Here is a 13,260-nt window from a genome sequence, read left to right as displayed (position 1 = left end):
CACAAGGAAGAGCCGATCTCGTTTCTACAATATTTCATCTTATACCAAATTATTAAAAGTCAAAGCGAACCGTAGAGACACGGGATTCCCGTGTGCTCCTCTCCGCGCCAGACAAGGCATTTCTTTGTCCCTACCGATGTTCACATACAATATATCTGTATCACTACTTTTCATCCAAAGCTTCTATCCCCCACTATCCTTCAGGCACTCCAGACATTCCATTCTTTAGAGAGCGCTGAGAGTAAATTGCTGCTAACTTATCTTGAGGCTTTCTTTCGCAAATCTTATTGAATAATTTTTGCGTCTCAGGAAAATTTTTCTAGAAATAAAGCTCCAGACATTTTTGAAATTCAGCAGCATTTGCCTGTTTTAGTTGAATGCTTTGTTCTGTTTCTGCATCATACAGAATATTCTAGGTTGATGAATTAAACCGCGCTCTCACGGGGTTTCTTTACAGTTCTCCCATTTGGTACTGATTCTGTTGATCGAAACCCGGTTTCTCCATACTAAATCTACATAGAATATGCTGTAAAATATTGAACAAGTAAGTTTTGCCGACGGGAAATATTGCAGATGTTTTTTACAAAATTTATATGATTTGTGCTTACTTCCTGCGGTTAAAAAAGGTCGAATTAAAAATAAAAATTTAGCGGGCTGTCCCTGAAATCAGCCACAAAATTAAGCTATATTATAGCAGATTTCAGGAAAGTGAGATTTGCTATGGCTGACTCTATTGCTCGTCGCTTGGAACAATACACGGTAAAACGATCGCACGAAGTTTTAATCGTTAAGGCCGAAATTGACGGCGAATTCGATGAAATTGCTATTTTTAAAGGCTTTTCTAGCTCCCTGACGCGAGCGACCGCTTTCGATCCAGATGTTCCTGTTTTGCCGGAGGAAGCAAAAATTGTCAGTGTCGATCGCGTGGAGAGTCCCTACAATCCAAATAACCCCCGCTATCTTCAGCAGGGGTTATCTTGGGAAACAATGCAATCTCTATTGTCCGAGGCGGGAGTTTAGCGAAACATTAGGGACACAACGCGAGAAAAACAGTAGGGACACAACATTGTTGTGTCCCTACTACAAAAGCACTATGTCCTTAACCTTAGAGCTAGAGCGTGCCGCCAGCAGCTTGGAAACGAGCTCTCGCGCGTTTGATTGCTTGCTTAGCTTGAATTTGCTCTTGCAAAGTGCCGCTAGTAGCCTTTTCCAAACGAGCTTCTGCCTCGGTGTAAGCAGTACGAGCAGCTTCTTTATCAATGGTTTCGCCTTTTTCAGCGCCGTTGACAAGAATAGTAACTTTGTTTTCTTGGATTTCTGCAAAGCCACCCATCAGAGCAATAGACACCCATTCCTTGCCGGGACGGACGCGCATCACTCCGGTATCCAAAGCTGTCAACATTGGAGCGTGACCGCTTAAAATACCCAGTTGGCCTGTGGTGCTCGGCAGAATTACTTCTTCAGCATTAGAATCCCAAACAGTTTTGTCTGGGGCCACTACGCGCACAGTTAATGTCATAAATTGTCCTTAGTCATTAGTCATTAGTCAGCAGTCAGCAGTCAGCAGTCATTAGTAATTAGTCATTAGTCAGCCGTCGGCTATCATCAGTCACTTAGTTGTTAACTGTTAACTTTTAACTGTTAACAACTAATGACCAATGACTAATGACTAATGACTAATGACTAAAATTACTTGGCGTCAGCTTTCATTTTTTCAGCTTTGGCGATCGCCTCGTTGATATCGCCCACCAAATAGAAAGCTTGTTCCGGTAAATCATCAAGTTCACCAGCCAAAATCATCTGGAAGCCCTTAATGGTGTCTGCCAGCTTGACGTACTTGCCGGGGGAACCGGTGAACACTTCAGCCACAAAGAACGGTTGAGACAAGAACCGTTCAATTTTGCGAGCGCGAGAAACGGTCAAGCGGTCATCTTCAGACAGCTCATCCAAGCCCAAAATTGCAATAATGTCTTGCAATTCCTTGTAGCGTTGCAGAGTTGACTGCACCTGACGAGCAACACCATAGTGCTCTTCGCCGACAACGCTAACTTGCAACATCGTAGACGTAGAATCCAGCGGGTCAACAGCAGGATAAATCCCCTTCGCAGCCAAACCGCGAGACAACACAGTTGTAGCGTCCAAGTGAGCAAAAGTCGTAGCCGGTGCGGGGTCAGTCAAGTCATCCGCAGGTACGTACACAGCTTGAACCGAAGTAATCGAACCTTCGGTAGTCGAAGTAATCCGTTCTTGCAAGTCGCCCATGTCTGTACCGAGAGTCGGCTGATATCCCACAGCCGAAGGCATCCGACCCAACAAAGCCGATACCTCAGAACCCGCTTGCACAAACCGGAAGATATTGTCAATGAACAGCAGCACGTCTTGCTTGCTGACATCACGGAAGTATTCGGCCATCGCCAGAGCCGACAGGCCCACGCGCATCCGAGCACCAGGCGGCTCGTTCATTTGACCGTAAACCAGAGCAATTTTTGATTTGCTGCGGTCTTCTTCGTTAATAACCCCCGACTCGATCATTTCTTTGTAGAGGTCATTACCTTCGCGGGTGCGCTCGCCCACACCACCGAACACGGACACGCCGCCGTGAGCCTTGGCGATGTTGTTCACGAGTTCCATCATAATCACCGTTTTGCCGACGCCTGCGCCGCCGAACAAACCGATTTTGCCGCCGCGACGGTAGGGGGCCAGCAGGTCAATCACCTTGATCCCCGTTTCAAACACCGAAGGCTTGGTTTCCAGTTCGGTGAAAGCCGGCGGGTTGCGGTGGATGGGCATACTTTCGGAAGTATTGACCGGGCCGAGGTTGTCTACGGGTTGGCCGATGACGTTAAAAATCCGGCCGAGAGTTGGGATTCCGACGGGAACTTGGATCGATGCCCCGGTATCTACTACTTCCATGCCACGCACCAAGCCGTCGGTGGTACTCATGGAAACTGCACGCACTTGGCTGTCTCCTAGCAGTTGCTGAACTTCGCAGGTAACGGCAATGTCTTGACCTGCTTCGTTTTTGCCGGAAATCGTGAGAGCGTTATAGATTTGGGGCAGTTTGCCGCCTGGGAATTTTACGTCTACAACCGGCCCAATGATTTGGGTGATGTAGCCTACGTTCGTTTTTGTTGCGGTGGATACCATGAATAGTGCCTTTGTTAGGATGCTATTTTTCCCGTTATGGAAAAAGTCTTAACATTTAGAAATGCTATTCCTCAGATTACCACTGAACAGACGCACTATTTAGATTTGTATGGGGCTCGTTAAGAGTCATTTTTAGGGTTCCTGCCCTCGCTTTTTTTTTCTGCGAGTCGCAGCCAAAGCCCCGATACCCAGCATAGTCCCGAATACTGTGACTGGTTCGGGGACTGGTTCGGGGACTGGTCCGGGGACTGGTCCGGGGACTGGTTCGGGGACTGACTGAGCCGACACGGTGAAGTCTTTGAAGTCAAGCCCGGTTCCTGGTTTGGCATCGTGCAAATCGTCGAAGGAGATTTGTGTGCCATTAGCCAGTTGGGCCATTGTGAGGGATGAAAATTGCTCTGGGCCTTTACCGCCGTTGATGTTTGTAAATGAGTCGCTGGAGTTGGGGTTGAGCATAAAGTTACCAAACACAGCAAGCTGACATCCGGCCACCCCACATTCATCTCTTCGGAACTGGGTGTCGGGGGTCCACCATAGGGTGCTGTTCATGAAGGTGCTTGACGAGACGTATTGCTCGCGAGAGTTGCCACTACCCGTGTCGCTCCACAGCAGCAGGGCATAAGTTTGATTCTTCAAAAATCTGAAGGTTTGGGTGATGGAGCCGTTTTCGGAGGTGACTGCGTTGCCGAAGGTTCCTTCCCAGTTGTTGGCAGAGCCGTTATCTGAAGCTTTAGTCTCGTAAAACAGTCTAGCGATGTTGGTGTAGCCATTGTTTTCTGGCTCAGCTTGGGCAACCCACAAGTTTGACTGGTAAGGGCTGCGAGATCGGTCGAATGAAAAGTTTATATTGGTATCTTGATCGAACTGGATGCCGGCAGTGCCAAACGTGAAAGCTCGGACGGGCGTGCAGATGCTGAGCAACATTGTGGTTGCCAAGCTGGCGACTGTAAAAGATGTTTTTTTGACTAGCGTTAAGGTAGTCATAACCCTGATTCCTCCAGTATTGTTAGGTAGTAAGGCGGAAAATGCCCTAAATGCCATGTTGCCGTGACGCGAATAGACGATCGCGAGCCTGCTATATTTAGGGCGATCGTCAAACCTAAAGAAGAGGCTCCACACCAGTGAATATACATACAGATGTCACTTAAGGGTGTTTTGGAGTAAATGAGTGCTTCTTCTAAGAGTTTTCACTGACACCAGACTGGCATAGTTTAATCTGTCAGAGCAAGATTTTCATCCTGCGTAGACTTCCAACCTACTACATTTACTTGGTTTCGGTAACGCTCTCAAGTTGAGTGTAAGACTTGCAAATATTGGCTTTCATCAAAAATACATAAAATTTTTGCTCGCGGTTTATAAAGTTTTAGTAAAGTTAATCCATAAAATATAAAGTTTTTGAGAGAAACTCGGCTGTTCGGTTAGTTGCTCCTCAAAGCGCGCTGCAAGCTGCTCGCCGGATGCAAAAATAAGCGGCAGCGGCCGCGAGTAGGAATTTGAGCGAGTTTTTTGCCAATCTAAGCAAGCTGTATAATAGGCGAGTGCTACTTACGTAGTCTTGACTAAAATTCAGACTTTTTTAAACCCATAAACCTCGCGTTCTGTGCCATATTTTCACCAACAGTCCCGGACGCTTTAACCCGGTTTTTTAAGGTAATTGGGTCAGGGAAGCAGTGAAAGTCAAAAAAAGAAACCAAGTTTAATTTCCCGCGCCTGATTCCTAGTAAAAAAACTGTTTTTACGTAAAGCATAGTAATTAAAAACATACATTTCATTTTTTTATTCCTAATTATTCGATCGCCAAAAATAGGCTGCTCCTATTGACATGAGAAATTTTGAGGAGTAAACATAGTAGAAATAAATACGATCGCACTTTAAACACAATCTTCAGGGTAAGAGAATCTCAATCAAGCTTTACACAAGGAGTTGAGAAAAGTCATCATATAATCAGGGCCAACACATTTCAATTAATGTGACAAAAGCGTGAATTTGTAAATTACTAAACAACTAAAAAAACCTTCTTGAAATTCTTAATTTTCACCCGAATTGAGCAGATGAAATCAGAACCTTAAGATTTGCTGTTAGCTCATGAAAAATTTTATCCCCTTTTTTGCCTAAAAATAATTGATGAGATGAAGACTAGGCAGTAACTATATGTAGCACTTTTTGCTGGTCATTGCGGTCATAAGATTGTTTCATTGTTTTGCCATCAATGGCAATCACTTCTAGTTAGACTTCCCGGACTATCGCATTTACCTAACTCAAAAAACATTTTTGAAACTGCGGCGGTTCAATTCTGGCAAATAAGGAGACTAAACTTGTCATGAGATGATACCATTCGGTAATTATATAAAGCTTTTCAACCATTCATATTTGGCATTACCATAAGCTTATATTCCTGCCCATCAGTCGACACCGCTGATGACAGCTAAAATCGCAATAGATCTAATATCTTTGAGCAAATGTTATTGACTTCTTTCTATTCTTGGGTTCTTCAACTTGGCAAAATCTTCTAAAAAACTGGCATTTAAAATATTCAGGTAAGCCAATGAATCTATTTGTTTTTGTCGGGAATTTACAGCTTTACTAAAACCTCTGGCCCTTGATAGCACCAATAAACTACAATAAACTACATTAAAATTTACTCGGATTTAATTGTAACATATGTTGGGTTAAAGTTAAGATGCGTTTACCCTGCGGAGGGGGGTAGGATAGTCTTCTTTGAGGAATTTAAAGATGACGGCTTAGTTGTGCTGTTGGCGGATGCCTCGATAAACGGTGGAGTTGATACTTTCGTAGATTTGAGTGAGAATCTCGTAGCCATTAATCTCGATCATTTTCAGGTTTCAATGATAGAAGAAAATGTTATTAAAGATAGTCAGCAATCATGAGGGGCGAGCGCACTGATCTATTATAGTAGCTGAGGATGCTTTGATACCCATACTAAATGTGAAATCTTCACATTAATATACTGGCGCACATCATCTATCACAGATTACCTCATGGCAATAGCAGGTAACTTTCATTACCTGCTAATTTACAACGAGAAAAACAAAAGTTTTCTCATCCTTATTGGTGGAGTATTTTTACGGTGAGATTTTTTTTGTAAGTCCCATATTTTAAGCAGCAAATCTGTTCATTGAACAATCATCTCTAACCCGCAGATGCTCTATCTAGGGTTGACTTGTCTCGGATTTGGTGCAGCAGTTCCGTAATTGACTCGACAGCCGATATTGAACAAACTCGAACTGCACTCAAGAGGGACAATCTGCTGATCGAGGAGGGCGCTGCAACTGACATACTCGTCATTATTAGTATCTCTTACCATACATTCGATCGGGTTAGCTCCCGATCGCGCCGACCAACTCTTCATACCTACCACTGCAATCATATGCTGCCAGTAGAAAGCAAATAGCAAAACTCCCAAAAGTACAGCAACGGCTAATCCTGCTTTCAACTTCCAACTATTTAGGACGTTTCCCAAACTATTTTTCACGTTTTCCACTCCAGAAATGGAGCTTTCGGTAGTTATTTCTGGAGTTGTCAAGTTTGTTTGTGTTTGTTCTGCTGGAATTTCAGACATAATGTATCTCCTATGATTGCTGGGATTTGGCTAAGCGGGCAGTTGCGATCGCTATTGCAAACTTTATCAAATTTTAGCAAAACTAGCCAGTACCGACAACCGATGCGGGCAGCACCGCCGGGGAAGTAGGTATATTGACCAAGTGCGAGCGCAATTTCTATGCCTTTTGAGGTATTGCCCAATTCGCGAGGGGCTATTTTCCACCTAGGGAAATAGAATGGTTGGCGATGTTCTCGGAAAACGGCTCAAGTGAATCAGCTTTTTTACGAACCGCAGAGGGCGCAGAGGGCGCAGAGAAAGAAAAAAGAGAGATATATTGACTTTCACCAATCATTTATGGTCTCGATAGCAGTTCTAATAACTCCGATTCCGAAAGTAGTTTTATCCCCAAAGATTGAGCCTTTTCTAACTTAGAACCTGCATCTTCTCCCACAACCACATAATCAGTTTTAGCACTCACAGAACTTGTGACTTTACCTCCTGCTTTTTGAATCAAATCTTTAGCTTCATCTCTTTTCAAAGTGGGCAAAGTTCCGGTAAGCACAAAGCTTTTGCCTGCAAGTTGTAAATTTGTGCTGGCTAAATTGGGATTTTTTACTTCTGACTGCAATTGCAATCCCGCAGTTTTCAACCGTGCAATTAAACTTTGATTAGCCGGCACTCGAAACCACTGATAAACAGCTTGAGCAATTTCCGGCCCGATGCCGTAAACGCCCTCAATCGAGGCCGCCGATACTCCTGCTAACTCTTCCACATTTGCAAACCTTTCTGTTAGCAATTGAGCATTCACGCTGCCGACGTGGCGGATGCCCAAGCCGTAAAGTACGCGCGAATAAGGTTGATTTTTCGATTGGGCGATCGCACTTACCAACTTTTCTGCTAACTTCTTGCCCATCCGTTCCAAACTCATCAATCTTTCCGCAGTCAAATCGTACAAATCCGCCGCAGAATGCACCAGATTGCTATCAACCATCTGCTGCACCAACTTTTCGCCAACACCGTTAATATCCAGAGCATCCCGGCTGCAAAAATGAATCAGCGAACCCCTCAAAATTGCCGGACAAGATGTATTGATGCAGCGAGTAACGGCCTCCCCCTTTTCCCGAACCACAGGCTGTTCGCATTCGGGACAGCAACTAGGCATTTGGAAAAGTTGAGCATTTTGGGGACGCAATTCCGGTAAAACTCGCACAACTTCTGGTATAATTTCCCCAGCTTTTCTGACAATCACAGTATCGCCAATATGGAGATTTAGGTCGGAAAGTCGATCGCTATTATGGAGAGAAGCCCGCGAAACCGTCGTTCCCGCCAACTGTACTGGTTTGAGTTCCGCTACAGGAGTCAGAGCCCCGGTTCTGCCTACTTGTACGGTGACAGATTCTACTATTGTAGGCACTTCGGCCGCGGGATACTTCAGGGCGATCGCCCAACGCGGAAACCTCTGAGTAAAACCCAATTGTTTTTGCAGCCCAACCGAATTAATCTTAACAACAACCCCATCCGTCATGTAAGGCAAATTCCGTCGCTCAGTATCCCAATATTCGTAATACTCGCGAACCTCATCCAAAGAATAGCAAATTTTGCGATTGGGATTCACCTTAAACCCCATTCTTCGCAACAATTCCAACGAATCCCACTGCGTATTACCCTCGTTACCCTGATCTAAATGCAGAGTATAAGCAAAGAAATCCAACCGTCGCTTATCCACAATTTTAGAATCCAACTGCCGCAGCGTACCCGCCGCAGCATTGCGAGGATTAGCAAACAATTGTTCCCCCGCTTTTTCCCGTTCCCGATTAATTTCCTCAAACACAGCTAAAGACAAAAAAGCCTCTCCCCGCACTTCCACAACAGGCGGCGGATTATCTAAATTGAGCTTTAAAGGAATCGAGCGAATAGTCTTGACATTTTGAGTAATTTCCTCTCCCGCAATGCCGTCTCCCCGCGTCGCACCGCGAACTAAAACCCCATTTTCATAGGTTAACGCTAAAGCAGAACCGTCAATTTTTAACTCGCAAACATAGGAAACCCCCCCCAGCCCCCCCTTGCTAAGGGGGGGAGTAATTTCCCTATTTTCCTGATTGCTAATGGAAGATGTTATTCCCTCTTGTCCCCCCCCTTGATAAGGGGGGGTTAGGGGGGGTGCATTTCCCTCTTGACCGGGGGTTAGAAGAGGTGCATTGCCATCAAGTCCCCCCCCTTGATAAGGGGGGGTTAGGGGGGGTGCATTTCCCTCTTGACCGGGGGTTAGGGGAGGTGCTACCCTTTGCCAGCGTTCCTGCCATTTAGCAAATTCCTCAAAATTAAAAGCATTTTCCAAACTGTAGAGAGGAATATTGTGTTTGACGCTAAAAAATTGAGTAGCAGGCTGTTCTCCCACCCGCTGAGTCGGACTTTCGGCAGTAATTAATTCCGGATAATCTGATTCTAATTCTTGCAACTGGCGATAAAGTCGATCGTACACCTCATCAGGAATAATCGGCGCATCGAGAACATAATAAGCATAGCTAGCTTCCTGTAGCTGCTGCCTCAACTGTTGAATTTGCTGCTGAATTTCTGCTGCCATATCAATTTAAGGTTTTCGATTTTCTATGTTAAATTTTTGATGATAACTCTTGATTTTAGCTCAAAAAAAAGGAGCAAGCAACCTATCTGCCGCTAGAGCAATTTTAGATTTGAGATAATTAATCTAAATTTGAGCTAAAAACCAATCTCCAGCAACTAAAAAATCAAAACTTATCCTGATTATCACGCTGCCAAAAAACGGATACTTAATTTCCGACTGGCAACGCCTGTCGGCCTAAAATTTCGACTCTTGTTTAACATCCCAGATTCATCTATGGATTAAATTTCAAATCCTTCGACTGATTGAAAGCAGAACGTTGCGCCAAACATATCACACAGAATTATCAATTTTAAAATCCACTGACTCGCCTTTATAGATGCCCCATTCTGGGCGTAAATAATCACAAATTTAAGTCTGGAAACTCGGTAAATTTCTTGTTTTCCCCGGACAGGGAATGCTGAATATTCGCACCATCTTTTTCGCCGTTAAAGTTGCTATTGGCGCGGGATTTGGTGAATTCTTGAGCGTTCGGTTTGGTGAAAGCGAGCGGTTCAGCGTGTTCTACCTGAAATACGTTGGCGTAAAGGTTGGCAATAATTTGTTTGCCTCCCTGGGTCAATTCCAAGTAGTTCAAAGCTGCTGGAATGTATGGAAAAACTCCATTCCAATAAAACTTGGCGTAATTTTGCCGCAAATCTCCCGGAGACTTGTAGCCCAAGATTTTATTAGTGCCGACTTCCTCAAATTCGTAGAACAGAGCACTTATTTTTCGTAGGTAATTTGGGTCGCTCAACTGACCGATCAAATCGGCTGCCCTAGCGAGTCCAGAATAATTATTTCGGTCTTGATGAGTTTCGCTAGCAGGAACTGGGAAGCGCGTCAATTCAATATTGCGCTTGATTTGTTCGGCATCAATTAATGTGTGGCCGCCGAAGCGTTCGTCAATTACGAGTTTGCCTCGATCGACATGATAAGGAGTTAAACTGGCTGAAGTTGCGCCGATCGGCACAGAAACCATGCCCCCGTCAATACCCGTAGCATATAGTCCCACAGCTTCTTGGTCTTGGCGGCAAACACCTTTGACGTAGCCGATATCGTGACACAGCAGCGAGATTAGGTAGTGCAGCCAATCTTCCGGCGACACTCCGCCTTCGCGAATATGCTTGCCCCGGAGAATCTCTTGTCCCACCAAAGCCACGAGCATTGTGTGTTCCACATTGTGGTAGAGAGCATCGCAGTTAGCGATATTTTCCAGAGCCATAGTCCCTGCCCAGGCGATAATTTCAGGGTAGTCAGGCTTGTACTTGCCGTAGGTGCGACGGTAGCCGGCCTGCAGCTCTTGCACAAAAGCGTCAATCAGGATAGCAGTTGCATTGAACATCATAAATTCTCCCACTCAGGCTGTAGTTACAAACTTGATCGAAAATATCTTGCATAGCTGAAAAAATAATCAATGGGCATTCCAATAGGTTTGACCCCTCGGTGTTGAATTTTAAATTTCAGCTAGTCTTGTCAGGTCAGAAAATTGCTTTTTTGGCTATGCTTCCCAAGATAACCTAATTTCCGAAGCATCCGAAGCAACAGATCGATTTTGTGGCATTAAATTTTGACGAAACAATTTACATCGTTTCACCGACTAATTATTAGAAGTCCTAGGTGTGAAAGTTATGAACTGTCTGTTTTCGAGCCTCTCCACTGCTGCCCTTCGCACTCGGCGGTCGATCGCCCAAAAATACCTAGGATTGTTTGCATTCACTGCTGTTTGCACTGCCGCACCGGCAATGGGTGCCGAGCGAATTTACGTAACTTACGGGCCGCTAGAAGAATCAGTTCCCATCGAATCTCTGGCACTTTTCGCCAAAGAAGGCAAAATAGACTCAAACTTGGACGGCTTCGCTCAGTACGTCAAAGAATCTCAGCTAGCTGAGATTCGCACCGCCCTGCAAGCAAAAGCTGAAATCAGCCAGGTGACGATCGCCCAATTCCTTTACACGCCTCAAGGAGAAGTGCTGCTGAGACGCTTGGGCCGAGTAATTCAAACCAAAGCTCGGCAGCCTGGATTTTATGCCATCCGAGCCGCCCTGATTTTAGCAGCCTCAGATCCAGAAGGCCTGACAATTCTCAACGTGCTGCGGAAATTCCCCACCTATGGCATCAGGATTGACATCGCCCGCGCCTTGGGTATCGCCAACGAGCTGACATCGCTGATCAACCGTTCCAATCAGACGATCGCCGGAGTAGCTCAATTGTCCGAAGCACAAGCAGCCTCAGAACCCGCCATACCGCCAGCCGAAATGCTGCAGCCCCAGCTACCGGGCCCCTATACTTGGAAAAAATCATCGGTAACTGTGACGAGTCCAAATCGCCCTCGCACGTTTGATATGGACATTTACCTGCCACAGGGCAGTCCGCAACCGGCCCCAGTAGTAGTAATTTCCCACGGTTTAGGTTCCGATCGCCTTTCCTTCGAGTATTTAGCCAAACATCTAGCCTCCTACGGCTTTGCGGTCGCCGTCCCCGAACACCCCGGCAGCAACGCCCAACAAATCCAAAACTTAGTAACAGGCAGAGCGAATGAAGTAGCAGAACCAGCAGAATTTATCAACCGCCCCCTCGACATCAAAGACTTGCTCGATTATTTAACCCAACTTTCTACCACCAATCCTGCCTATCAAGGGCAGCTCGACTTGCAGCGGGTCGGTGTCATCGGCCAGTCTTTCGGGGGCTATACGGCTTTAGCATTAGCCGGGGCGGGGATTAATTTTGCACAGCTAGACAAAGATTGCGGAGTCGAAAACGATAGTTGGAACCTCTCCCTACTGTTGCAGTGCCGCGCCCGCGGCCTAGAGCGCAACCAGTACAATTTCGACGACCCGCGCATCAAAGCTGTGATCGCCGTTAACCCGATCGTTAGCAGCATTCTTGGAGAAACAAACCTCAGCAAAATCCAAATCCCAGTCATGCTAATCGCAGGCAGCGCCGATACCGTCGCCCCCGCTTTGCTCGAACAAATTCAACCGTTCACATGGCTGACATCGCCCAACAAATATCTGGTGCTGATGAACAACGGGACTCACTTCTCAACGATCGAGGATTCCCCTCAAAGCCTCTTTCTGCCACCACCAGAGGTCATTGGGCCGGAACCTGTTTTAGCCCGCCGCTACCTCAGCGGACTCAGCCTAGCTTTCATGGAAAGCTATTTGAACAACAAATCCAATTTCCGCCCGTATTTGGAGCCATCCTACGCTTTAAGCATCTCCAGAGACACCCTCGGACTGAGAATTTTGCGATCGCTCACGCCACAGCAACTCCAGCAGTTCAGGATTTCTCCACCTGCTCGCATCCCTGCCTCTCCACCTGTCCTCGCTCCTGTTCCTCTACCTTCTCCGCCTCCGAGCGCTCCCGTTCGTTAGGGTTGAGGTGCGCCGCGTGTGCACGCTATCTTCATCTTTTCGCGCGGGGGCAATGGCGTCGGGCCCCGCCAGCTACGGCCCTGTTTCTGGTTTCATCAGCTTTCCTAATCACAGTCATCAGTTTAACTGTCGTCAAACCCCTTTACAAACCTTAACAACACCGTTAATAATATAAACATCATCCGAACATTGACAACCAAATACAGCAATCATAAAACAATGACAACAACCTTACAGCAGCGCGAAAGCGCCAACGTCTGGGAACGCTTTTGTGAGTGGGTAACATCAACCGACAACCGGATTTACATCGGTTGGTTCGGAGTCTTGATGATTCCTACCTTGCTCAGCGCCACCATCTGCTACATCATCGCCTTCATCGCTGCTCCTCCAGTGGACATCGACGGCATCCGCGAACCAGTAGCAGGTTCCTTGATGTACGGTAACAACATCATCACAGGTGCAGTTGTTCCTTCATCTAACGCAATTGGTCTTCACTTCTACCCAATCTGGGAAGCAGCTTCCTTAGACGAGTGGTTGTACAACGGCGGCCCTTA

At 46.0% G+C, this 13,260-nt stretch carries 9 protein-coding genes and 1 pseudogene; 3 read left to right on the top strand and 7 right to left on the bottom strand.

Features of this window, described 5'->3' with window-relative positions; translation table 11 throughout:
• Positions 1 to 720 precede the first annotated feature (720 nt).
• Positions 721 to 1,020 carry a DUF7734 family protein gene (locus tag QUA03_RS03280; protein ID WP_333209631.1) on the top strand — a complete coding sequence of 100 codons (300 nt, stop codon included), beginning with the start codon at positions 721 to 723 and terminating at the stop codon, positions 1,018 to 1,020.
• 91 nt (positions 1,021 to 1,111) lie between these two features.
• Here the strand turns inward: QUA03_RS03280 and atpC are convergent, their stop codons facing one another.
• From atpC to QUA03_RS03245, 7 genes are all read right to left on the bottom strand, one after another.
• The gene (gene atpC, locus QUA03_RS03275) at positions 1,112 to 1,519 is read right to left on the bottom strand and encodes an ATP synthase F1 subunit epsilon (protein WP_006635885.1); all 408 of its coding nucleotides are present in this window, start codon (positions 1,517 to 1,519) and stop codon (positions 1,112 to 1,114) included.
• A 170-nt stretch (positions 1,520 to 1,689) separates the two neighbouring features.
• The gene (gene atpD / locus QUA03_RS03270; RefSeq protein ID WP_333209629.1) at positions 1,690 to 3,147 is read right to left on the bottom strand and encodes a F0F1 ATP synthase subunit beta; all 1,458 of its coding nucleotides are present in this window, start codon (positions 3,145 to 3,147) and stop codon (positions 1,690 to 1,692) included.
• A 132-nt stretch (positions 3,148 to 3,279) separates the two neighbouring features.
• Complete coding sequence (locus QUA03_RS03265) at positions 3,280 to 4,131, bottom strand: PEP-CTERM sorting domain-containing protein (RefSeq protein ID WP_333209627.1); 852 nt, start codon at positions 4,129 to 4,131, stop codon at positions 3,280 to 3,282.
• Complete coding sequence (locus QUA03_RS03260) at positions 4,128 to 4,280, bottom strand: hypothetical protein (RefSeq protein WP_333209626.1); 153 nt, start codon at positions 4,278 to 4,280, stop codon at positions 4,128 to 4,130. The genes QUA03_RS03265 and QUA03_RS03260 overlap by 4 nt, the downstream gene beginning before the upstream one ends.
• A gap of 2,033 nt (positions 4,281 to 6,313) precedes the next feature.
• Positions 6,314 to 6,727 carry a hypothetical protein gene (locus QUA03_RS03255; RefSeq protein WP_333082927.1) on the bottom strand — a complete coding sequence of 138 codons (414 nt, stop codon included), beginning with the start codon at positions 6,725 to 6,727 and terminating at the stop codon, positions 6,314 to 6,316.
• Between the two features lie 334 nt (positions 6,728 to 7,061).
• A complete protein-coding gene (gene ligA, locus QUA03_RS03250; protein WP_333209624.1) occupies positions 7,062 to 9,293 on the bottom strand; it encodes an NAD-dependent DNA ligase LigA in 2,232 nt (743 codons plus the stop codon).
• 400 nt (positions 9,294 to 9,693) lie between these two features.
• On the bottom strand, positions 9,694 to 10,674 hold the full coding sequence (locus tag QUA03_RS03245; protein ID WP_333209756.1) for an Npun_R2479 family HD domain-containing metalloprotein: 981 nt from the start codon (positions 10,672 to 10,674) through the stop codon (positions 9,694 to 9,696).
• A gap of 286 nt (positions 10,675 to 10,960) precedes the next feature.
• Between QUA03_RS03245 and QUA03_RS03240 the strand changes: the two genes are divergently transcribed.
• Both QUA03_RS03240 and QUA03_RS03235 read left to right on the top strand, forming a co-directional pair.
• Positions 10,961 to 12,706, top strand: a complete 1,746-nt coding sequence (locus QUA03_RS03240) for an alpha/beta hydrolase (RefSeq protein WP_333209622.1) — start codon at positions 10,961 to 10,963, stop codon at positions 12,704 to 12,706.
• Positions 12,707 to 12,925: 219 nt separating this feature from the next.
• Positions 12,926 to 13,260, top strand: a pseudogene (locus tag QUA03_RS03235) (photosystem II q(b) protein); the annotation flags it as partial.

It is taken from the genome of Microcoleus sp. S36b_A4 (assembly GCF_036700645.1).
GTDB lineage: Bacteria > Cyanobacteriota > Cyanobacteriia > Cyanobacteriales > Microcoleaceae > Microcoleus.
The sequence above is the reverse complement of the archived record's forward strand: the minus strand, read 5'-3'. Positions and strand labels throughout refer to the sequence as shown.